Source organism: Geobacillus sp. FSL W8-1251, assembly GCF_038005945.1.
Classification (GTDB): domain Bacteria; phylum Bacillota; class Bacilli; order Bacillales; family Anoxybacillaceae; genus Geobacillus; species Geobacillus stearothermophilus.
This window is the reverse complement of record NZ_JBBOUF010000001.1, coordinates 786703-809300: the sequence shown is the minus strand read 5'-3', so window position 1 is coordinate 809300 and position 22598 is coordinate 786703. Positions and strand designations below refer to the sequence as shown.

The 22598-nt window shown below is 53.9% G+C and carries 18 protein-coding genes, 3 pseudogenes and 2 riboswitches; of the genes and pseudogenes, 13 read left to right on the top strand and 8 right to left on the bottom strand.

All coding sequences use genetic code 11. The features are described 5' to 3' along the window. The first annotated feature begins 59 nt into the window (after positions 1-59). The 5 genes and pseudogenes from NSS88_RS04105 (at position 60) to NSS88_RS04085 (ending at position 2349) form a co-directional block, all read left to right on the top strand. A pseudogene (locus NSS88_RS04105) lies at positions 60-1303 on the top strand (MFS transporter). Positions 1304-1388: 85 nt separating this feature from the next. Further along, positions 1389-1568 (top strand): annotated as a pseudogene (locus tag NSS88_RS04100) (glutathione-dependent formaldehyde dehydrogenase); the annotation flags it as partial. 319 nt (positions 1569-1887) lie between these two features. Then, positions 1888-2043, top strand: coding sequence for a hypothetical protein (locus NSS88_RS04095; RefSeq protein WP_341083196.1), 156 nt, complete (start codon positions 1888-1890; stop codon positions 2041-2043). After that, positions 2040-2207, top strand: coding sequence for a hypothetical protein (locus tag NSS88_RS04090; protein ID WP_011230441.1), 168 nt, complete (start codon positions 2040-2042; stop codon positions 2205-2207). Before NSS88_RS04095 ends, NSS88_RS04090 begins: the two co-directional genes overlap by 4 nt. Next, the gene (locus tag NSS88_RS04085; protein WP_014195260.1) at positions 2200-2349 is read left to right on the top strand and encodes a hypothetical protein; all 150 of its coding nucleotides are present in this window, start codon (positions 2200-2202) and stop codon (positions 2347-2349) included. Before NSS88_RS04090 ends, NSS88_RS04085 begins: the two co-directional genes overlap by 8 nt. Positions 2350-2405: 56 nt before the next feature. Here the strand turns inward: NSS88_RS04085 and NSS88_RS04080 are convergent, their stop codons facing one another. Next, a complete protein-coding gene (locus tag NSS88_RS04080) occupies positions 2406-4175 on the bottom strand; it encodes a B12-binding domain-containing radical SAM protein (RefSeq protein ID WP_341083195.1) in 1770 nt (589 codons plus the stop codon). 221 nt (positions 4176-4396) lie between these two features. Between NSS88_RS04080 and NSS88_RS04075 the strand changes: the two genes are divergently transcribed. Further along, positions 4397-6613, top strand: a complete 2217-nt coding sequence (locus NSS88_RS04075; RefSeq protein WP_121625775.1) for a PAS domain-containing sensor histidine kinase — start codon at positions 4397-4399, stop codon at positions 6611-6613. Beyond that, positions 6603-7106: a methylated-DNA--[protein]-cysteine S-methyltransferase gene (locus tag NSS88_RS04070; protein WP_033015805.1), complete on the top strand. Its 504-nt coding sequence runs from the start codon at positions 6603-6605 to the stop codon at positions 7104-7106. Before NSS88_RS04075 ends, NSS88_RS04070 begins: the two co-directional genes overlap by 11 nt. A 74-nt stretch (positions 7107-7180) precedes the next feature. Here NSS88_RS04070 and NSS88_RS04065 read toward each other — a convergent pair whose 3' ends face one another. The 6 genes from NSS88_RS04065 to NSS88_RS04040 all read right to left on the bottom strand — a co-directional run bounded on the left by NSS88_RS04065 (position 7181) and on the right by NSS88_RS04040 (position 14320). Continuing rightward, the gene (locus NSS88_RS04065; protein WP_033015807.1) at positions 7181-8194 is read right to left on the bottom strand and encodes an ABC transporter permease; all 1014 of its coding nucleotides are present in this window, start codon (positions 8192-8194) and stop codon (positions 7181-7183) included. Further along, positions 8136-9686 carry a sugar ABC transporter ATP-binding protein gene (locus NSS88_RS04060; RefSeq protein ID WP_055358058.1) on the bottom strand — a complete coding sequence of 517 codons (1551 nt, stop codon included), beginning with the start codon at positions 9684-9686 and terminating at the stop codon, positions 8136-8138. Before NSS88_RS04060 ends, NSS88_RS04065 begins: the two co-directional genes overlap by 59 nt. Next, the gene (locus NSS88_RS04055; protein ID WP_033015810.1) at positions 9683-10846 is read right to left on the bottom strand and encodes a sugar ABC transporter substrate-binding protein; all 1164 of its coding nucleotides are present in this window, start codon (positions 10844-10846) and stop codon (positions 9683-9685) included. Before NSS88_RS04055 ends, NSS88_RS04060 begins: the two co-directional genes overlap by 4 nt. Then, on the bottom strand, positions 10833-11900 hold the full coding sequence (gene mtnA, locus NSS88_RS04050) for an S-methyl-5-thioribose-1-phosphate isomerase (RefSeq protein ID WP_033015812.1): 1068 nt from the start codon (positions 11898-11900) through the stop codon (positions 10833-10835). The genes NSS88_RS04055 and mtnA overlap by 14 nt, the downstream gene beginning before the upstream one ends. 69 nt (positions 11901-11969) lie before the next feature. Continuing rightward, on the bottom strand, positions 11970-13157 hold the full coding sequence (gene mtnK / locus NSS88_RS04045; RefSeq protein WP_033015813.1) for an S-methyl-5-thioribose kinase: 1188 nt from the start codon (positions 13155-13157) through the stop codon (positions 11970-11972). Between the two features lie 85 nt (positions 13158-13242). Further along, positions 13243-13411: riboswitch (SAM riboswitch) on the bottom strand. A gap of 93 nt (positions 13412-13504) precedes the next feature. Next, entirely contained in the window at positions 13505-14320 is an 816-nt protein-coding gene (locus NSS88_RS04040) for a carbon-nitrogen family hydrolase (protein WP_055358060.1), read from the bottom strand. 96 nt (positions 14321-14416) lie between these two features. Here NSS88_RS04040 and NSS88_RS04035 point away from each other — a divergent pair, with 96 nt between their 5' ends. The 5 genes and pseudogenes from NSS88_RS04035 (at position 14417) to NSS88_RS04015 (ending at position 19924) form a co-directional block, all read left to right on the top strand. After that, entirely contained in the window at positions 14417-15592 is a 1176-nt protein-coding gene (locus tag NSS88_RS04035) for a pyridoxal phosphate-dependent aminotransferase (protein WP_033015817.1), read from the top strand. Between the two features lie 139 nt (positions 15593-15731). Then, positions 15732-15840: riboswitch (SAM riboswitch) on the top strand. A gap of 77 nt (positions 15841-15917) precedes the next feature. Beyond that, positions 15918-17159 (top strand): 2,3-diketo-5-methylthiopentyl-1-phosphate enolase, encoded by a 1242-nt coding sequence (mtnW, locus tag NSS88_RS04030; protein WP_055358062.1) that lies wholly within the window; start codon positions 15918-15920, stop codon positions 17157-17159. Next, positions 17156-17818: pseudogene (mtnX, locus tag NSS88_RS04025) on the top strand (2-hydroxy-3-keto-5-methylthiopentenyl-1-phosphate phosphatase). The gene mtnW and the pseudogene mtnX overlap by 4 nt, the downstream one beginning before the upstream one ends. Beyond that, positions 17815-18447, top strand: coding sequence for a methylthioribulose 1-phosphate dehydratase (locus tag NSS88_RS04020; RefSeq protein ID WP_055358063.1), 633 nt, complete (start codon positions 17815-17817; stop codon positions 18445-18447). Before mtnX ends, NSS88_RS04020 begins: the two are co-directional and overlap by 4 nt. Before the next feature lie 103 nt (positions 18448-18550). Then, positions 18551-19924, top strand: coding sequence for an IS1380-like element ISGsp2 family transposase (locus tag NSS88_RS04015; protein WP_047752210.1), 1374 nt, complete (start codon positions 18551-18553; stop codon positions 19922-19924). 176 nt (positions 19925-20100) lie between these two features. Here the strand turns inward: NSS88_RS04015 and NSS88_RS04010 are convergent, their stop codons facing one another. Further along, on the bottom strand, positions 20101-21714 hold the full coding sequence (locus NSS88_RS04010; protein WP_340994618.1) for an IS1634 family transposase: 1614 nt from the start codon (positions 21712-21714) through the stop codon (positions 20101-20103). 340 nt (positions 21715-22054) lie between these two features. Here NSS88_RS04010 and NSS88_RS04005 point away from each other — a divergent pair, with 340 nt between their 5' ends. Then, the gene (locus tag NSS88_RS04005; protein WP_033015827.1) at positions 22055-22597 is read left to right on the top strand and encodes a 1,2-dihydroxy-3-keto-5-methylthiopentene dioxygenase; all 543 of its coding nucleotides are present in this window, start codon (positions 22055-22057) and stop codon (positions 22595-22597) included. The last annotated feature ends 1 nt before the right edge of the window (position 22598 follow it).

Here is a 22598-nt window from a genome sequence, read left to right as displayed (position 1 = left end):
CAGAAAAACGCACATCATATAAGTGGAAATATCGACTTCATAAGAAAGGGACCGAAGCGATGAAATGGACGGTGCAGCTGTCAAAAGCGGCAGGGAGGCAGGCTGGTCGGGGGTGGGCGGTCGCTGCGCTTGCCTCGATTCCGCTTGTCATGACGCTGGGCAATTCGATGCTCATCCCGGTGCTGCCGGCGATGGAACGGCATCTCGACATCACGCCGCTGCAGTCGAGCCTGCTGATCACGATGTATTCCGTTGTGGCGATTTTGTTCATTCCGCTGGCCGGATATATAAGCGACCGCATCGGGAGAAAAATGGTCATCGTTCCAAGCCTGTTGCTGGCGGCGGTGGGAGGGGGCTGGCGGGATGGGCTGCTTGGCGGGTGAGCGACCCGTACGGCTGGATGATCGCCGGGCGCATGTTGCAAGGGCTGGGGGCGGCCGGGGCGTTTCCGATCGTTTTGCCGCTTGTCGGGGATTTGTTTCCGGATGAGGAGGAGGCAAGCCGCTGTTTAGGGACGGTTGAAACGGCGAACACGTTCGGCAAAGTGCTAAGCCCGATTCTCGGGGCGATGCTGGCTGGCATCATTTGGTTTTTTCCGTTTTTTTCGTTCCCTGTCTTTTGCCTGCTATCGGCAGCAATGATGGTTTGGTTCATCCAGGTGCCGGCGCGTCGGGAGCGGCCGTTGCCGTTTCGGGATTTTATTGCGGTGGTGGCGGCGATTTTCCGCCGCGAAGGGCGTTGGCTGATCGGGGTGTTTGTCATCGGCGGTTTGTTGATGCTTGTGTTGTTTGCGTTTTTATTTTTCCTTTCAAGCCGTCTTGAAGATGTGTATGGCATTGATGGAATGAGGAAAGGATGGGTGCTCGCCATCCCGCTCGGGGCGCTCTGCCTCGCTTCATTTGCGGCCGGGAAAGCGATTGGCGACCGGAAACAGCGGATGAAATGGGGCGCTGCAGCCGGCTCCGTTCTATTGGCGGCTGCGTTGGCCCTCGTTCCCCTTCATTCATCCCTTTCCGTTTGGCTGGTGTTGTTCTCGGTAGCCGGCATCGGCATCGGCGCTGCGCTGCCGTGTTTAGATGCGCTTATCACGGAAGGAATTGAGAAAAGCGAGCGCGGGACGGTGACATCGTTTTACAGTTCGCTTCGTTTTATCGGCGTGGCTGCCGGACCGCCGTTGGCAGCCTGGCTGATGAAAGGCGGCGCCGGTCCGCTTTTGTTCTTGCTCAGCGGGCTGGCGTTGCTTGGCGGAGCTCTTGTCGTTTGGCTGATCCGTCCGGAAGGAGAGAAAGGAGGAAGAGGATGAGAGCCGTCACATACCAAGGCATAACTTTGGCTATTCTGAAACGTTTGGCGGCTACCCGGGCGGGCAAGCTGAATATTTGCGCGTGCTTTCGCGCAACATTACGCTGAAAATGGGGCAGGCGCCGGTCATTCATTACATTCCGACGCTGTACGAATGGATCGTCGAAGGAAAATTCGACCCGACTGATATCATCACGAACCGTCTTCCTCTTGACGAGGCGCAATATGCATACGAGATTTTCGATGAAAAAAAGACGGTTCAGTGAACTACCCACCACCTACGCTTCGCTTAGAGGTGGGGGCTTCAAGCGACTTGTGTGTGTTCGCTGAACGGTAAGCCACACACAAGAACCCTTTACGCTTCCCTTCGTTCCGAAGGTGTCCGTTCTAGCCATATTCTATCCTATTCGTTGGCTAACGCCAACCGAAATTCATCTCCCACTTTCACTGATGCTGGCGCACCTTCACGTTTAGAAGTAGGAGACTTCTTTCGGAGGGAAGTTAAAGTGGTACTCAAACCATAGCGGCGCATAAAGTTGGCGCAGCGGAGACACGATAAGAAAAAATGCGGGAAGGAGGATCGATGTGACTGACATTGCATTCCCGGTTGCCCGCCTGCAAGACGGGACGCTTCGCCAGCTCCAGCAACTCGAACAGCGGCTGCGCGAAGAGACGGGGGAAGAAATTGTGCTTGTCGCTTATGAGCGGAAAACGGCTGATGAGGAGGAGACGAAACGATGATGAAGCGAAAAGTGAAATTTGACGCAGCGAAAAACAACAATAAAACGCCAACGGAAAGCTTGCCGGATACCGAATTTGCGGCGCAATACGCCGGCGAGGAGGACATGATCCGCGGCGCGAACCGCAATTCGAAAAAAGGGCGGCAAGGAGGCGGCGATGGGTAAAGAGCATAAGAAGCGGCCCGCTCGAACGAATGAAGAAACGGCGTTTGAATGGGGCGATTTCGCTGCCCACGAGCCGCTTTGGATCATGGAGGAACAAAAACGGGCGAAAGAAAATGAAAAGAAACGAAAAAAGCAGGGATAACGCTCCCTGCTTTTTCGCGTGGTGCACAAAAAAGCCGTGCCTCCGGCGTTTGGCCGTTAGGCGGATGCCGAAGCGGACAAGGCGGACAGCGGCGCGGAAAACAGCGTTGCGCCGGTGCCGGACGGATCAAAATAGGCGACGATGACGGTTGGCGCAAACGAGAGCTGCTTCGCGGCGATATAGCGGCCGACATCAACCGGCACGATTTCCACGACCGTATGTTTAAACAATTCCTTTTCCCCGAGCCCGAGGGCGGCAAAGTCCTCCCCAAGCACCTCGGGGCGCTCAAGCAGCGCGCGGTAAACGGTCGTGCGCGTCGTTTTCTCCGTTTTTTCATTCCACCACGGCTTGCGTGGTTTGTATTTTTGGTTGCGCAAATAGTCGTATTTCATAAGCGACTCGGCGACAGGCAGGGCATCTGGCATACACGTACGCAAAAACTCATGCAGGCGGCGGAACAAGTCTTCCAGTTGGTGGCCGATGCGCGCCCAGCCGCGCTCATCCCAATACGCGCCAAACTGCTGGAAAAAGTCAAACGGCGACGGGAACACATCGGTCACCAAGTACTCGATCGTTTCGTCCATTCGATGGGCGTTCCAATATTTTTCAAGCACGTCTTCCACTTGCTTGATGCGGATGACGTCATCAAACGACAAGACGTTGTTGGCGAGCACTTCGTATGGCGCATGGTCCATATACACATAGCCGTACTCCTCGGCGCGCAGGCGCAACCCAGTGCCGCGCAGCAGCTTCAAAAACCCAAGCTGCAATTCTTCCGGGCGGAGGGCGAATACGTCGTTAAACGTCTTTCGGAACGAGTTGTAGTCTTCTTCGGGAAGACCGGCGATCAAATCCAAATGTTGGGCGATTTTCCCTCCCTCTTTAATCATCGTTACCGTTCGCGAAAGTTTGGCGAAGTTTTGTTTGCGCATAATGAGCCGATTCACTTCGTCGTTCGTCGACTGGACGCCGATTTCAAAGCGGAACAGGCCGGGCGGCGCTTCGCGGTTTAAAAACTCGATCACCTCGGGACGCATGATGTCGGCGGTAATTTCAAATTGAAATACTGTTCCGGGCACATGTTCATCAATTAAAAAGCGAAACATGTCCATCGCATAGCTGCGGCTGATGTTGAACGTTCGGTCGACGAACTTGATCGTCCGCGCCCCGTGCCGCATTAAGTAGCGCAAGTCGTCTTTGATTTTTTCGCGGTCAAAGTAGCGGACGCCGACTTCGATCGAGGACAGGCAAAATTGGCAGCTGAACGGGCAGCCGCGGCTCGTTTCAACATACACGACCCGGTTCGGAAGATGGGGAATGTCTTCCAGAAAGCGAAACGGCGACGGCATGTCGGCAAGGCGAATTTTGTTTCGCTGTGGGTTGACGACAATGCGGCCCCCGTCGCGAAACGCGAGCCCGGCGACATCACGGACGTCTCCATGGCCGTCTAAAGCGAAAAGCAGCTGTTTAAACGTTTCCTCTCCTTCGCCGACGACGATAAAGTCAAACTCCGGCACCCGCTCCATCCATTCACGCACATCGTACGACACTTCCGGTCCACCGGCGACGATGACCATATTCGGCGCTGCTTTTTTCAACAGCTTGACGACTTTGATCGTTTCTTCAATGTTCCAAATGTAGCAGCTGAAGCCGATGACATCCGGACGGCGTTGGTACAAATCAGTCACAATGTTCAGCACCGGGTCTTTGATCGTATACTCAACAAGCTTGACGTCAAATTCGGGCTGAGCGTACGCTTTTAAATAGCGGATGGCGAGGTTCATATGAATGTATTTGGCGTTCAATGTCGTGCAGACAATATTCATAGAAGCAAAACCCCTTTGATTAGCGTACTAACCTCTCATTATAACGCAGTTTAACCAAACGAAAAAGAAGAGAAACTTGTCGAACGGTGAAAAAAGAATTCGCAAAATCTTCATGAGCGAAGGGAGGAGTAAATTTTTCTACATCGAATATATATTTCGTTGAACGGTTTGAATAGACAAGGAGCCTTGATACATCAACATTTCTAGAGGGAGAGATGGATATGGCCCAAAGCCTTTCTCCTCGGGAAGAACAAAATGCGACGCCGGATGTGCGGCTGCTTGAAGAGGAAAATCGTCGCCTAAAGGAGCGGCTCAACAGTTATTCCGTCATTTTCGAGCGATCGCTCGACGCCATTGTCATTTTAAATAAAAACGGCGAGTTTGTCGATGTGAACGAAGCGGCGTGCAAGCTGTTTGAGATGGATAAGTTTGACTTGATCGGCCGTTCACTTTTCTCGTTTTTGGAGCTCGTGCCGCTGGATATTTTGCTGTTTCAGCAGTCGATGCTGCAAAAGTTCGGCTCGTTCAGCGACGAGCTGCTCATTAAGCTGCCGGACGGCAAGGTGAAGCATATCGAATTTTCGATAAAAAAAGACGTGTTTCATGAATTTGACCTCGTGATGATGCGCGACGTTTCGGCTCATAAGGCGCTTGAGCGCGAACGAATCATTCATGAGTTTTTGTTTCGCGACGTATTCAACCGCGCCGTCGACGGCATCGTCATTTTCGATGAATTTGGGCGTTTTATCGATGTCAATCCGGCGTTTTCGATGAGCTTGAACTTGGAAAAAGGAAAACTGCTCAATTTGTCGTTTCAGCAGTTCGTCGCCTGCGAATGCGTCAATGAGTTCGCACAGCTGCTCGCGGAAGTGAAAGAAAAGGGAACGGCCAAAGGCGAGTTGTCGCTTGTCCGCCCGGACGGAACGGTGAAAATGTTTGAACTGACGGTGACGTCGAACGTCTACAGCGGCTTTTACATGGCCATTATGCGCGACGTGACCGATCGGAAAAATATGGAAATCAAACTACAAAAAAGCGAAGAGCGGTTTCGGGCCATTTTCGAGCAGGCGCATGAGGCGATTCTCATTTGGGATGATTTTGGCTACATATTGAACGCCAATCCGGCCGCGAGCCGAACGTTTGAGCTGCCTTTGAATTTGCTTGTGCGCCGCAATTTGCTCGATTTTGTGGAATATGGGGATGAAAAGGTGAAGCGGATTTTCAGCGAGTTCCGCCAAAAAGGGGAAATTCGCGATGAGCTGACGTTCCATATGCCAAACGGCGAACAGAAACAGCTTGAGTTTACGATGAAAAAAGGGGCGATTAACGGCTACCATTTGACAATTTTCCGCAACGTGAGCGAGCGGCGGAAAATCGAGCGCGAACTGCGGGAAAGCGAACAAAAATTCCGCAGTATTTTCGATCACTCGATGGACGGCATTTTGCTTTGGGATGAGCAGCATCGCATCATTGACGCCAATCCAATCGCCTGTGGCATTTTTTCTGCTGAAAAGGAGGCGCTTCTTGGCCGGAAAGTCGGCGAACTTCTTCCGGACCGGGCGCGCCGCCAGTTGAACAAGCTGATGGCTGAGTGTCAGCGCGCTGGCGAGGCGAGCGGCGAAGTCGAGTTTTCCGATGAGACAAAGGAGCGAATCATCGAGTTTTCGTTGAAAAAAGAAGTCATTTCCGGCGTTGGAATGATGACGTTTCGCGATATGACCGAGCGGAAGGAGATGGAGCTGCAGCTGCGCAAATCGGATACGCTCAATGTCGTCGGCGAGCTCGCTGCCGGCATCGCCCACGAAATCCGCAACCCGATGACGGCGTTAAAAGGGTTCATCCAGTTGCTGCAAGGAAGCATTGACGGCGATTATTCGATGTATTTTAATGTCATTATGTCGGAATTGGAGCGGATCGAATCGATCATCACCGAGTTTCTCGTTTTGGCCAAACCGCAGGCGGTGCAATACAAGCAAAACGACATTTGCAAAATCATGCAGGATACGATCGATTTGATCAGCGCCCAGGCGATAATGAATAACGTGCAAATCATTGCCGATTTCGACCGCGGGCTGCCGCCGGTGTATTGCGAGCTGAATCAGCTGAAGCAGGTGTTTATCAACATTTTGAAAAACGCCATTGAAGTGATGCCCAAAGGCGGGGACATCACGGTGCGGATCGCCCGCATGGGCAAAAATGTTCGCATTTCCATCACTGACCAAGGCGTCGGCATTCCGAAAGATAAAATCAAAAAACTCGGCGAGCCGTTTTATACGACGAAAGAGCGCGGCACCGGACTCGGCTTGATGGTCAGCTATAAGATCATTGAAGAACATCAAGGGAAAATTGACGTGGAAAGCGAAGTCGGGGTCGGCACGACGTTCCATATTACGTTGCCGATTGAGCGGACAGAGAGGGAAGACGACGATGGCGATTGAATATGCCGTATACCGGTCGGAGCTGCTTGGCGATCTATACATCGCTTCCGACGGCGAAGCGATCATGAAAGTTGAACTGTTTCCGGAAGAATGGCGCGCGTTTGCGGGCGGGCATCCGGTTGTCCAAAGCCGGTCGCCGTTGCTTGAACGCGCGCTTCGACAGTTGGATGAGTACTTTCACGGCCGCCGCCGGACGTTTGATTTGCCGCTGAAATGGAAAGGGACGCCCTTCCAAGAAGAAGTGTGGGCGGCGCTTTGCCGCATCCCATACGGCGAGACGGCGACATACGCTGACATCGCTGCGCAAATCGGCCGCCCGAAGGCGGTTCGCGCCGTCGGCCAGGCGAACCGGGCGAATGAGCTCGCCATCATCGTCCCGTGCCATCGCATTGTCGGCAAAAACGGCGCCCTCGTCGGCTACGCCGGAAGCCGGACCGATGTAAAAGCAAAGCTGCTGGAGCTGGAGCGGCGCTATCAATCGCGCTTCAGCTGATCGGCGGGTGTGTATGCCTCCCAAAATGACGCCCGCCCCCATGACGCGAATCCATGGGGGCAGGGAACGGGACATTATTTTTTTTGCCAATGCGACAAGGCGAGGGCGCCGACTAAAATGGCGCCTTTTATAATGTCTTGAGCGTAATACGGGACGTTTGCCATCGTCAAGCCGTTCAACAACACGCCCATCAAAATCGAACCGAACAGGGTGCCGATGACGTTCGGCTTGCCGGCGCCGAAGACAGAAAAGCCGATGTAGGCGGCGGCGACGCCGTCCATCAAAAACGAAGCGCCGGCCGACACTTGCCCGGTGCCGATGCGCGAGGCGAGCACGATGCCCCCCAAGGCGGCGAAAAAGCCGCTGATGACGTACGCATACGTCCGGTAACGGTTGACTGGGATGCCAGAGAGCCGTGCTGCTTCCCGGTTTTCACCCGTTAAATAAAAGAGACGGCCAGGTTTGGTGTATGTTAAAAACAAGTGGGCGGCCATGACGACAACGAGCATGAGCAAGACCGAAAACGGCACGCCAAACAGCTCCCCTTGGCCGATAAATAAAAAGGAAGGAATAAATTTGCCCGGCGCCGTGCCGCCATCAGGCAGCGGCATGTCGTTATAAATCGAAAATCCTTTTGTATACGTAAGCTGCACGCCGTTGATCGCGTACATCGTCGCCAACGTGGCGAGCAAATCGGGCAGTTTGAATTTGACGATCAACAACGAATTAAGCAACCCGACGGCGACGCCGAGCAACAGCGGCACGAGCAAGGTGACGAAAATTTCTTGGCGATGCAAGACAAGCGCCGCCGCACTGGCAATCGTCGCCAAGCTCACTGTCGAACCGACCGACAAATCGAGGCCGTCGACGATGAGCGAAAATGTAATGCCAATGGCCACCAAGGTGACGATGGAAATGGAACGCAAAATGTCGCTGAAGTTTTCATAGGTAAAAAACCGGTCTTGTGTCAGGCCAAAATAGGCGATTACAGCCAAAATGGCAAGCAGTGTGCCATGTTTATACAAAAATTCAAGAATGAACGGCGCCGCTTTTTTCGACGGCGCTGTGGAAACGGCTGGCTGGCTCATCGATCTCACCTCCGCTGCAATAGTACACAAGCTGTTCATAGGTTAGTTCTGCGGCCGGCAGGCGGGTGAGCAGCCGGCCGTCAGCCATGATGTAGATGGTGTCGCACACCTCAAGAAGCTCGTGAAATTCACTCGAAAAATATAGTACTGTTTTTCCTTCATCGGCGAGAGCACGGATGATGGAAAACACCTCTTGTTTGGCGTGGACATCGATTCCTTTCGTAGGCTCGTCGAATAGAAAAACACGCGCGTTTGTGTTCAGCCATTTGCCGATGACGACTTTCTGCTGGTTGCCGCCGCTTAAGTGGCGGACAGCGGTCGAAGGCAACGGCGGATGGATGCCGAGCGAGCGGACAAGTTCGTCGGCGGCGTCCGTTTCCTTCCTTCGGCTGATCCATTGCCAGCGCGACAGCCGGGAAAGGAGGCGGACGGTGATGTTGGTTTTCACTGACTCGGGCAAGAACAGCCCTTGTTTGCGCCGTTCTTCCGGGATGAGGCAAAGGCCGGCGTCGATGGCTTCATAAGGCGATGAGAACACATAGCGTCTGCCATCAATTTCCCACTCGCCGGATGTGTTCCGGTGGGCGATGAGGCTTTCGGCAAGCTCCGTCTTGCCGGCGCCGACCAAGCCGGCGATGCCGACGATTTCGCCGCGGTGGGCGTATAGGTCGACTGTTGTCCCGGTTTTGTCGATCAAAATTCCGAGGGCGGCAAACGCGATGTCGCTTCCATGCGCGCGCGTTTGTTTCATGGCGGCGGCTCGCCTTGTTCCGGTCATATGAAGGACGATGTCTTCAAGCGGCAAACCGCGGGCGGAACCATGGTAGACGACGCGGCCGTCGCGCAAAATCGTCAACCGGTCGGCGATTTCCTGCACTTCTTTCAGTTTATGAGAGATGTAAATAAAGCCGACGCCTTGCTGTTTCAGTTCCGTGATGATGGCAAACAGCCGCTTCGTTTCGGCTTCGCTCAAGGCGGCGGTCGGTTCGTCCAAAATGATGTAGCGCGCATTCGATGACAACACTTTGGCGAGCACGATCAGCTGTTTTTCATGGAGCGAGCAGTCGCGCACGAGCTTTGCCGGCGAAATGGCAAGGCCGACGCGGCGAAGCAGAGCAGCGGCCCGTTCTTTTTCCCGGCGCAGCGAGCGGATCGGCTGTTTCTTCACATCAGCGAGCTCATCAGCCGCCAAGTTTTCGTAAACGGGCAATCCTGGGAAAAGCGCCGTGTCGACCTCTTGGACGACGAAGCCGATGCCGGCTCGTTTCGCGTCAAGCGGCGACGAAAAGGTGCAGTTGACGCCATCGATCGTGATCGTGCCGGCGTCGGGAGGAATGGCGCCGGCCAAAATGTTCATGAGCGTGCTTTTGCCGGCGCCGTTCATGCCCAAAAGGGCGTGGACTTCGCCTGGACGGACGGAAAAGTCCACGCCGTCAAGCACGCGCACCGCGCCAAACGATTTTTCAATGCCTCGCATTGACAGCCTGTTCATTTTTTGTTCACCTGAGCTTCCAACGTTTTCATCCATGGCGAGATGGCGACGTTCGATTGCCCCCAGCCCGGGATGTATTGCGAAAGCTCGTTCATCGATACTTGCTTATCGGGCAAGTCGGTCCGTTTTACTAAATGCGGCTCGAGCGAGTAAATGTTCGGCGTTTTCTCGCCAGCGATTTTTTGATAGGCGAACCGCACCTGAACGCGGCCGACTTCCGCCGGATCCGTCGCTGTTGTCGCCACCCACGGACTGTTCGGTTTTTGGATCATTTGCAAGTCTTCGTCACTCAAATCGATGCTGTATACTTTGATTTCCGTACGCCCGGCTTGCTCGATGGCGCGCGTCGCTCCTTTGGCGAACTCGTCCCAAGTTGCGAAGACGGCGTCAATGTCGCCTTTGTTCGGATATTTTTTCAAAATGGCCTCCATTTGCGTTTGCGTGTCCAAAGCCGTGTTGGCGCTCGCCGTACCGAACTTGGCGACTTCTTTTATGTTCGGATAGCGTTTTTTGAACGCCTCATAAATGACGTGGCGCCGCTCCATTGGAGTAAAACCGCCGACCCAAATCGTGACGATGTTGCCCTCTCCATTTAAATCTTCGGCGAGTGTTTTTAACGTTTTCCAGGCGAGGCTGTAGTCGTCTTGGTCGATGACGGTGACGCCGGGAATGTTCAAATCGTTGTCAAAGGCGACGACCGGGATGCCTTTTTCAACCGCTTTTTTCACCGGGCCTTCGAGTGCATCAGCGCGGCCGTGATCAAGCAGAATGGCATCAACGTTTTGCGTGATGGCCGTTTCTACGTATGAGGCCATTTTCGTCAAGTCGTTGTCGGCGTTGTAAATTTGCACTTCGCCGCCGAACTTTTGCACTTGTTCTTTGACGCCGGCGATGTATTGCGACGAGAACGTGCCGATGGACATTTGCATAATGGCGGCGATCTTCACCGGTTTTTTCAGCTTCTCCGGGATGGCCGCCTGTTCGCTGCTCGATGCGGTTTGGCTGTTGGATGAGACGGTGTCGCCTTGGATGGCCGTTTGCTTCGTTTCGTTGGCCGGCTTAGAGCTCACGGCGTCTTGCTCGTTCGTGCAGCCGGCCAAGACGGAGAACACGGCAAAGAAAAGAAGAGAAAGGAACGATAAGGCCTTAAATCGTTTCATGCTGCTCCTCCTTTGCAAATAACGCTGGCAGTGCCGCGCTGTAGCTGCCGCGGACGATGCCTTTTTCGGTAATGATCGCGGTAATCAGTTCGTTTGGCGTCACGTCAAACGCCGGGTTATACACGTTGACGCCTTCCGGGGCGACGCGCACGCCGGCCAGATGGGTCACTTCATCCGGATGGCGCTCTTCAATCGGGATGTCTGCCCCTGTCTTTGTCGCCAAATCGATGGTGGACAACGGTGCGGCGACGTAAAACGGAATGCCAAACGATTTGGCGAGCAAGGCGAGGCCGAACGTGCCGATTTTGTTCGCCGTATCGCCGTTTTGTGCGATCCGGTCGGCTCCGACGATAATGGCGCGAATCCCTTTCGCTTTGATCGTTTGCGCCGCCATGTTGTCCGTAATAAGCGTGACGTCGACGCCTGCTTGCATCAGCTCCCAGGCGGTCAGACGCGCTCCTTGCAAAACGGGGCGCGTCTCAAGGGCGTACACGGATAACTCGATCCCTTTCTCTTTCGCCAAATAAAACGGGGCGAGCGCCGTGCCGTAGCGGGCGGTGGCGATCGAGCCGGCGTTGCAAATCGTCATCACCCGCTCGCCTGGGCGAAAAAGCGATAACGCATGTTCGCCGATGCGGCGGCAGACATCTTCGTCCTCGATTTGGATGCGTATTGCCTCGTGAATAAGCACCGTTTTCGCTTCGTTGACTGAGGCGGCGTCTTTGGCGGCGGCAGTGAGCCGGTCAAGCGCCCAAACCAAATTGACGGCCGTCGGGCGGGCGCTTGCCAAATAATCGCGGTCTTGCTTTAGGCGGCTATGGAACTCGTGGACCGTTTCCGCTTTATAATGCGAGGCGGCGAGCGCCAGACCATAAGCGGCGGTGATGCCGATCGCCGGCGCTCCGCGCACTTTCAGCGAGGCGATCGCATCGTACACGTCTTCAAGCGTATGCAGGTCGATATATTCTGTTGCCAATGGCAATTTTTGTTGGTTTAAAATCGTGATATGCGTCTCGCGCCACTCGACAGAGCGCGGGATGGCAAAGGTGTCCATCGTCGTCTTCCTTTCTTTTCACATTTTCCGTTGATCCGGGCCGGCACTGGGCCGGTCGTCGCCGTGTTACTATTCGGTTTCTGCAAACACTCGGCGGAAGCCGTCCGTTCCGGTCAGCTCGTTGCGCTCGACAATTAGGCGGCGGCCGAGGCGGAGCGCGTGTCGTTTGGCGGCAAGGCGGGCTTCTTTCTGCTCGATGCCGTCAAGGTCGGCCACATGGGCGAGGCCGATCGTCCGGCGGATGACTTCGCAGCCGGCAAAGCCGACAGCATCGATGAACGCATGCCGGAGCACTTCGTCAAGCAAGCCCGGTGTTGCGGCGTACGTCTCGATGCTTTTGGTGCGCCAAAGCTCCGAGAATATGGACGCAAAGACGTCCCAGGTCCGGTCGATGTGATCAAAGAGCGGTTGGCGCTCAACGTCAGGGCGGGACAACGCATTTAACAGCAAGTTGGCGAAAAACTGTCCAAGGTCAAAGCCGATCGGGCCGTAAAAAGCGAATTCCGGGTCGATTACTTTCGTTTCGTCGGTGCTTGCGAAAATGCTGCCGGTATGCAAATCGCCATGCAGAAGCACATCGGCTTCGGTTAAAAACTTGCGCTTCAACTTCGCCGCTTCCAAACGGAGGCGGTCGTCATTCCAAAGCGTTTCGACGTCCGGCCGCAGCTCGTCTTCGAAGTTGTTCGTGTCATGGTCGAAAAATGGATCGGTGAAGACGAGATCTTCGGTGATTTTGCACAGCTCCGGATTGACGAAGCTTTGCGCCAATTTCTTTTTCTCTTGCTGGTTCATGCCGAAATCGGATGTGTAAAACGCTGTTTTGGCGATAAATTCGCCGATATGCCGGGACAAAAGCGGAAATGTTTTCCCTTCGATCAACCCTTTGCGGGCGATTTGCAGACGGGACAAGTCTTCCATCACGGTAATGGCAAGCGATTCGTCAGAATAGTAGACGTTCGGCACGTATTGCGGTACATAGCTGGCAAACGTGCGCAACGCGTTGCTTTCAATAACCGCGCGCTTTAACGTGAGCGGCCAGCTTTCGCCGACGACTTTCGCGTACGGGAGCGCCTGTTTGATGATGACGCCTTGCTTCGTTTCCTGATCGACGATATGAAAGACTAAGTTTAAGTTTCCGTCGCCGATTTCGCGGCACACAAGCGGCGCCCCGTCTCGGAATAGGCCGAGGCGGACGGCGAGGGCGGTCGCTTTTTGTTCGGTGAGCGGTTCGTAAACAGTGGATTGGACAATCGTCATTTTCACGTTCCCCCTTTAGGTTTTGGCAAATGAAAAAGCCTCTTTCGCATACGGAAAGAGGCTTGAAGATGCATCGTCTTCGCGCCTCTTATCTTTCAGAAAGACATCGGTCTTTCTGTTGGACTTAGCACCGTGCCCTGCGGAAGCGGTTCGCTTCCGGCGCCGCCTTTGGCGTGCGCCCTATCTCACGATAGCATTACGGTCGGTTGCTGGGCTTCATTGGGCCAATTCCCTCAGCCAACTCTTGATAAGAGTACCGATCTAGCTATTAAGTTTTTGCAATTTTCACGATGTTAACAATCGTTTGGTTGCTTGATTCGAATGATACAGGTTGGGCTGGCGGATTGTCAATACGTTTTGAAAAATTTTTTTGCCGCCTCTTCATAATCGTGCGGCCGGCGGTCGGCAAACACCGGGATGCGTGCGCGGACGTCCGCAACGAGCGAGGGATTGATGTCGGCCGAGAGAATGCCCGGCTTCTCGTCCGCCTCGGCGATAATTTCGCCCCATGGGTCGATGATGAGCGAATGGCCGGCGAAGACGTTGTTCGGGTCGCGTCCGGCCCGGTTGCAAGCGACGACATAGCATTGGTTTTCAATCGCCCGCGCCATCAAGAGCGTCCGCCAATGGTGAAGGCGGGGAAGCGGCCATTCGGCGACGACAAACAGCACTTCCGCTCCGGCCAACGCATGGGCGCGAATCCACTCCGGAAATCGGATGTCATAGCAAATGACCCCAGCGCACGGCAGCCCGTCAAGCGAGAACAAGCCTGGCTCGTTTCCCGGCTGCAAATACAAATGTTCATCCATCAATTGGAACAGGTGAAGCTTGCTGTATTCGCCGACGATTTGGCCATGGCGGTTGGCCACGATCATCGTGTTTGTCACGCCGGCGGCTGTTTTTTTGGCGACCGAACCGGCGACGAAATGGACGCCGTACGTTTGCGCCAATCGGGAAGCGAGCGCCTTCGCCCGTTCGGCGCCTTCGTCGGCAATTTCATCCAGGCGCGTCAAATCGTAGCCGGTCGTCCATAACTCTGGCAGCACGATGATGTCAGCGCCGTCTTTGGCAGCGGATTCCACGGCCTGTTCGGCTTGCTGTTCGTTTTTTGCTGGATCGCCAAATGCAATGTCAAGCTGCAGGCAGGCGATGCGGATCGTCATGAGCGTTCACCTCGGAAAAAATTTTCTTTACATTTTGCTTTTAACGATATATGATGTTGCACTAGAATTTCAAGAATGTTTGAGAAGGTGTGGACGATGACGATCGAATTTCCCTTTTCCGAACTGCTTGAACAGCTGCCGAAGCAGTTTTTCGCCTCGCTCGTGGCGAAAGTCGGTGCGAAGATCAAGGCGGGTTATGATGTGATCAACTTAGGGCAGGGCAATCCGGATCAGCCGACGCCAAAGCATATCGTCGAGGCGATGCAGCGGGCGGCGGCCAATCCGAAATACCATAAATATTCGCCGTTTCAAGGCTACTCGTTTTTGAAAAAAGCCGTAGCGGCGTTTTACGCGCGCGAGTACGGGGTGACGATCGACCCGGCCCGCGAGGTCGCCATCTTGTTCGGCGGCAAAGCCGGGCTTGTCGAGCTGCCGCTTTGCCTCGTCAACCCGGGCGATGTCGTGCTCGTCCCGGACCCGGGTTATCCGGACTATTGGTCGGGAATCGCGCTCGCCCGCGCGCGGATGGAAATGATGCCGCTTGTCGCGGAGAATGAGTTTCTGCCGGATTATTCGGCCATTCCCAGGGCGGCGGCCGACCGGGCGAAACTGATGTTTTTAAACTATCCGAACAACCCGACCGGCGCGACGGCGACGAAGGAGTTTTTTGCTGAAACGGTGGCATTTGCGGAAAAGTACGGCATAGCCGTTGTGCATGATTTTGCCTATGGCGCGATCGGCTTTGACGGCCAAAAGCCGGTCAGCTTTCTAGAAGTGGACGGGGCGAAAGACATTGGCGTTGAAATCTACACGTTCTCGAAAACGTACAATATGGCCGGCTGGCGCGTGGCGTTCGCTGTCGGCAATGAGCGGATCATCCGTGCCATTGAGTTGTTGCAAGATCATTTGTACGTCAGCTTGTTCGGCGCCGTCCAAGAAGCGGCGGCAGCTGCGCTCCTCGGCCCGCAAGACTGCGTCGCGGAGCTCGTTGCCTTGTACGAGGCGCGCCGCAATACGTTTATTCATGCTTTGCGCGCGATCGGCTGGGAAGCGCCGGCGCCGTCTGGATCATTTTTCGCCTGGCTTCCGTTGCCAAAAGGCGCATCATCCGCCGAATTTGCCGATCTGTTGCTTGAGCGGGCGCATGTCGCCGTTGCCCCAGGCATCGGTTTTGGAAAACACGGCGAAGGGTATGTGCGCGTTGGATTGTTGACCGATGAAGCGCGGCTTCGCGAAGCGGCGGAGCGGATCGGCCGGCTCGGATTGTTTTGAAAAAAAGAGCGGCAATGAACCGTTGACGGGACAACGTTGACCAGGCTGTTTTAAAAAAATGATTGACAACGGCGGCAAAGGCTGTCATAATTCAAAGTAAATTTGCCAATCGTTTGACAAGTGCATAAACGAGCAGGCTTTCTTATCAAGAGCAGGCGGAGGGACGAGCCCAATGAAGCCCGGCAACCGGCTTGGCGCACGCTAAGCACGGTGCTAATTCTTGCAGCGGAAACGCTGGGAGATAAGAAGAGCGCCATGAATGAATGACGCCTCTTCTTAGGAAGGGGCTTTTTTATTTCGCCATATATTGAAAGAGGGATGGACGATGAGTGCAGTCATTGCGACGTATTTTCTTCATGATGAACACGATATTCGCCAAAAAGCGGAAGGAATCGCGCTCGGCTTGACAGTCGGCACATGGACCGACTTGCCGCAGCTAGAGCAAGACCAGCTTCGCAAGCATAAAGGGGAAGTCGTTGCGATCGAAGAGCTTGGCGAGAGCGAGCGGGTAAACGCCTATTTCGGCAAGCGGTTGAAGCGGGCAATCGTCAAAATCGCTTACCCGACCGTCAACTTCAGCGCCGATTTGCCAGCATTGTTGGTGACGACGTTCGGCAAGCTGTCGCTTGACGGGGAAGTGCGGTTGCTTGATTTGGAATTTCCGGAAGAATGGAAGCGGCAGTTTCCGGGGCCGCGCTTTGGCATCGCCGGCATTCGCGAAAAGGTCGGAGTGTACGACCGCCCGCTGTTGATGAGCATTTTCAAAGGCATCGTTGGCCGCGATTTGGCGTATTTGACATCAGAGTTGAAAAAGCAAGCGCTTGGCGGCGTTGACTTGGTCAAAGATGACGAAATTTTGTTTGACAGCGATCGTCTGCCATTTGCGAAGCGCATTACAGAAGGCAAAGCGGCGCTCGAAGAGGTGTACGAACAAACAGGCAAGCGGACGCTGTATGCCGTCAACTTGACCGGCAAAACGTTTGAACTGAAAGAAAAAGCGAAACGGGCGGCTGTGCTTGGCGCCGATGTGCTGTTGTTCAACGTGTTCGCCTATGGATTGGACGTCCTACAAGGGTTGCGGGAAGATGAAGAGATTTCCGTTCCGATCATGGCCCACCCGGCGTTCAGCGGCGCGATCACGCCGTCGGAGTTTTACGGCGTCGCCCCGTCGCTCTTGCTTGGAAAGCTTTTGCGGCTTGCCGGCGCCGACTTTGTTCTGTTCCCATCGCCGTACGGCAGCGTCGCCTTGGAGCGCGAGCAGGCGCTTGGCATCGCCCGGGCGCTGACCGATGAACAAGAGCCGTTTGCCCGGGCGTTTCCAGTGCCATCGGCCGGCATCCATCCGGGCTTGGTGCCGCTCCTTGTCCGCGATTTTGGCCTTGACAGCGTCGTCAACGCCGGCGGCGGCATCCACGGCCACCCGGACGGGGCGATCGGCGGCGGAAAGGCGTTTCGCGCCGCCATCGACGCAGCGCTGGTCGGCCGTCCGCTTCGTGAAGCGGCGAAAGACAACGAGGCGCTGCAAAAGGCGATCGACCGCTGGGGCGCTATTGAGGTGGAAGCATGACGAAACAACTCGTTCTTTTTTGCGATTTTGACGGCACGATCACGGAAAACGACAACATCATCGCGATTATGAAACAGTTCGCCCCGCCGGAGTGGGAGGCACTAAAGGACGACATTCTCGCCCAGCGCATCTCCGTTCAGGAAGGCGTCGGAAAAATGTTTTCGCTTCTTCCGTCAGCGCTGAAAGGGGAGATTGTTGACTTTTTGCTTAGCACCGCCCGCTTGCGCGAAGGGTTCCGCGAGTTTGTCGCATGGACAAAAGAGCAAAGCATCCCGCTCTATATCGTGAGCGGCGGCATCGACTTTTTCGTCTATCCGCTGCTTGAAGGGCTCATTGAACCGGAGCGGATTTTTTGCAACGGTTCCGATTTCAGCGGTGAGACGATCCGCATCACATGGCCGCATGCATGTGACAGCCGGTGCCAAAACGGCTGCGGCTGCTGCAAGCCGTCGCTATTGCGCAGGCTTGCCCGCCCGGACGGGTATCACGTCGTCATCGGCGATTCGATCACCGACTTGGCGGTGGCCAGGCAAGCCGACTATGTGCTGGCGCGCGATTTTCTGCTTTAAAAATGTCAAGAGCTTGACCTGCCGCACGCGCCATTTGCGACGTTTTTTGACGTGATGGATGCGTTGCAGCGAATGGAGGTGATCGTATGAGCATCGTCGTGAAAAAGTGGAACGAGCTTGCGGAAGTGAAAGCCGAGCTCGCCGCCTGCGATTGGTTTTTCGCAACAAGCGGCAATTTGTCGATCAAAGTGACGGACGACCCGTTGACGTTTTTGGTGACAGTGAGCGGCAAGGATAAGCGGAAGCAAACGGATGAGGACTTCTTGCTCGTTGACGCTGCTGGCCGACCAGCGGAGAAAACACATTTAAAGCCATCAGCGGAGACGCTGCTGCATGTGGAAATTTACAACCGCACAAACGCCGGTTGCGTCTTGCACGTTCATACCGTGGACAACAATTTGATTTCTGAACTGTATGCGTCAAACGGGGAAGCAGTCTTTTCCGGCCAAGAAATCATCAAGGCGTTTGGCATTTGGGAAGAAAACGCCGCAGTGCGCATCCCGATCATTAACAATGACGCCGACATCCCGACGCTGGCTCGGGAGTTTGCGAACCATGTTCATGGCGACGCCGGCGCTGTGTTGATCCACAACCACGGCATTACCGTCTGGGGACGAACGGCGTTTGAAGCGAAAAAACATTTGGAAGCGTGGGAGTTTTTGTTCAGCTGGCAGGTGAAGCGGCTGCTTTTGCAACGGGCCGGCCTGCCGGTTGGTTAATATACATCCTGAATCCGTGACAAAACATCTTTACAATGGTCGCAAACCGTTGATACGATAAGGGAAAACGACGTTGACGATTCTTCATCAAGTAGGTGATATGATGAAAGATTTCCCGATTCGGTTTGTATTGACAGATGAAGCGATTACCCCAAGTGCTGGGCTTGCTCTCGTTGGCTACTTACTGCACCAAACGAAACTGGATAAACGGGTAAACGCACTTCGGCTTCCAACGGTTCGTCGAGAAGTGCACATTTCCCATAGCGATGTCATTCGCTCGATGATTGGCTTGCTTGCCACAGGAAAAACGGATTTCGATCATATCGAAGCGTATCGTCAGGACGATATCTTTTCGGCATCGATGGGGATTCAGCACGTGCCTTCCTCTCCAACCTTGCGACAACGACTCGATCAGCTCGCTTGTCTTCCGATGACCGAAACGATTCTTTGGGAGGAGTCCATACGTCTGTTGATTCAACGACATGCCACTTTGTCCCCTTGTTGGACCAAAGGAAAGACGACATGGCTTCCCCTTGATATAGATGGTTCCCCATTTGACAACTCCGATACGAAAAAAGAAGGAGTCAGTCGAACGTATAAAGGATTTGACGGTTTTACACCGTTGTTTGCGTATGCAGGGAAGGAAGGGTATCTCGTTCATGCCGAGTTGCGTCCAGGGAAACAACATGTGCAAGACAACATGCCCTCGTTTTTAGTCACCGCTATCCGTCGAGCTCGTCAACTGACTTCATCTCGTCTGCTTGTTCGCATGGATGCAGGAAACGATGCAGAAGCGAATGTGCACGTATGCCTAAAGGAAGACGTGGACTTTGTCATCAAGCGAAACTTACGCCGAGAATCGAAAGCGCTTTGGTTCCAGATCGCTTCGCAAAAGGGCAGACGCGTCGATGATGGACAAAGCGAAGGAGTACAAACGTATGAGTTATGCCTTCCACAGACCGCAGCGATCGATGGAAACACGTATACGTACGTTCAAGTCACCCAAGTGACGGAACGGACGATGGAACGAAATGGACAGCTGATGCTCGTTCCTGATTATGAAGTGGAAAGCTATTGGGTGCGGCTCAAAGGATACGAGCATGTTCGAATGAGCGATGTGCTCGCGTTGTATCATGACCATGCGACATGCGAACAGTTTCATAGCGAACTGAAGAGCGACTTAGATTTAGAGCGGCTTCCATCTGGGAAGATGAAAACGAATGCGCTCGTGTTGGTCATGGGAGCCTTCGTTTACAATCTTCTTCGTCTGATTGGACAAGATCTATTAAGCGATCCGAGACATCCGTTGCACCACAAAGTGAAACGCCGTCGCATCAAGACGATTATTCAGACGGTGATCACGATGGCAGGTCGACTCGTCCGCCGATCACGACAGATCTGGATGAAACTGACGCGAAGGAGTGGGTACAGTATACTCCTACTGAATGTGTATCAAAAATGGAAAGAGGCAAGATAACAACTCACATTTCGCACCCTAACAAGGTCAAAACAAAGGATTTTTTATTTAGTTTTTCAGAATAACTTTTTGACCAACACGACGAGCGATGGCAATCCTTTTTTTACCATCGATGGTCGTTCCGTATGACGTTACACGTAAATGCTCTCATCCAGCCCCAACCCCTGCAGAATCCTTCATTGTTCAGGGGTGAGGGAGCGATCCAGTGAGCGTTGGATGCGCCCATCCGGCAGCTCCAGCAGGATGACGTTCACATATTGAAACAGCTGAAAAATCGCCCGTCCCGTCGGTCGGGTCAGCTTGCGGCCTCCGGCGCCCTTTAATGGGTGTTCGGGTGTGATGAACTGGCGCACTCGGCGCTGAAAGACGCGGTAAATGGCCAAGGCCAAGAGAAACAAATAGCCCAATACCGCAACTCGTTCTGGCTTTTTGACATAGATCTCATCCGTGAAAAAAGGGTCTTTCAAAAAAGCGAAGTTCATTTCCACCGAGATCTGCCCTTTATACAGCTTCAAGATCTCTTGGGCATCCATGGGTTGGCCCTTCCATTCCTTCGGAACGGTCGTGACGAGGACAAACCGGGACGCTTTCCGTCTCGCCTGTTCCCACGCGTCTTGGTCGAATTCGACGTCAAGGTGCAAGAAATACAGCGTCTCCACCTCGGGTTCCGCCCCTTTTTTCGGCCGTCCGCGCCGTTTTTTCGGGCGTACGATCTCTTCGACCGCGGCCTCAACCCGATGAAACCGGGGGCGAAGGGACGCCTTGAGGGACGCCAAGGCTTGTTCGGCATCTTCCCGGCAGGAGAAGGGGTGACGCTCCCAACGGGCTTGTTCCTCGCGAAGAAGCTCCGCTTCTTTGGTTCGTTCTTTTTCAAGCGTCTTTCCTTTGCGCTGGTCGAGCGCGCTCGATTCAACAACGATCAGCCGAACGGGGTGGCCTTCATACGTCGAGGCCGTTTCCCATACCCGGTACGTGGCGCCGTTTCTCTCCGCCAACGTAAAGGGATCGCTCCACGTCGTGTCCTCAGCATCCGCTTCGGCCAGCGCGGTTTTCACGATCCGGAGCGACGAAGGGCCTCTGGTGATCAAAAAGGCGTTGGCCGCTTTGGTTTGCGCCAGGGTCTCTTTCGTCATCGCGGCAGAATCGGCCACGTAAATCCATTCGTCTTCGATTTTGGCCTGCTTCAGCTGTTCGTGGACACGGGACAGCACCTCCGGATTCCACGTTTTGTCAGGCAGGTTGCCGTCGTGCACATCGCCGTAAAACGGGATGCCGTCCTCGTTGCCGACCAGTCCGAAACCGATCTGTTTTTGCCAACGATGATGGCGGTTATAGCCATGTGTGATCTGCAAAGCCTCTAATGAGGCCGATTCATACGCGCCGTAAACCGTCTTGTCCGTCGTATCGGCGTGAAAGGCTCGGAGGGAAAGGCCTTCTTTGCGATAAATGTGAATCAAGCAAGTGCTGATCACCTTGTGAATATCGGCCTCATACAAGCGGTCGAGATGACGAGCCAAGGCATCGTCGTTCAACCAGGAAGGATGGAGACCGGGACGGATGAGTTTCTCTAGATCGATCTCCTGAGCCCATCGTTCCACGTGAACGAGGGCTTGCCGGCCGTCAAACATATTGTAGATGATGGCCTGAACGGCATCGCTGACTCGAGTCTGGCACTGTGGATCAACGGGAACGAGATGGTCAATCAATTGGGGCAGGCCCAGTTTCTTGAATAGGGCACTTATTATATTCAAATAATAATTGCGATAGACCTTTTTGACTTGAACGTTCATAAGAGAAAAACTCCTTTACGTTCCTTGTGTGTCAAGGATTCATTCGACATCGGAACGAAAAAATCCTCCCGATTTTCGTTGAGAGGGTGCGAAATGTGAGATAACAAACAGATGTTCGGGTACTCATATCCATCACTCCCCCCTGTACTTTTTTTGTCTCTTTTTTGGTTTGTATCTCCATAAAAGAGGATTTATCTCGTTTTCAAACATGAAAGTGGTGCAGGGAATCATCAAAAAAAGGGATGTATGGATCATATATCCATAGAACTAACACCAAAATCAAAGTTGATTTCCAACCATCACGGATTCAGGATACATCTTTTAGAAGGGGGATTTTGACATGGCCGTCATCAAAGTGAGAAAAACAGGTGAAGTGATTACAGGAGAGGAGAATGTGCGCGCCTTTTTAAACAGCCAAGGCGTCCTGTACGAGCATTGGGACATTGCCAAACTGCCGGAGCATTTGCGCGACAAATACGTGCTCACCGATGAAGAGAAAAATGAAATTTTGGCGGCGTTCAAAGATGAAATTGAAGACTTGGCGGCGCGCCGCGGCTACAAAACATGGGATATCGTCGCTCTGTCCGATGCGACGCCGAACTTGGATGAACTGCTGAAAAAATTTGAACAAGTGCACATCCATACGGAAGACGAAGTGCGCGCCATTACGGCCGGCCATGGCATTTTCATTATCAAAGGCGACAAAGAGACCGGCTATTTTGACGTCGAGCTGGAAGCCGGCGATGTCATTTCCGTGCCGGAAGGGAATCCGCACTACTTTACGCTCATGGACGACCGCCAAGTCGTAGCCGTCCGCCTGTTCATCAACCCGTCCGGTTGGGTCGCCCATCCGTATGAAGAGAAAGAAGAGGCTGTCCAATAAT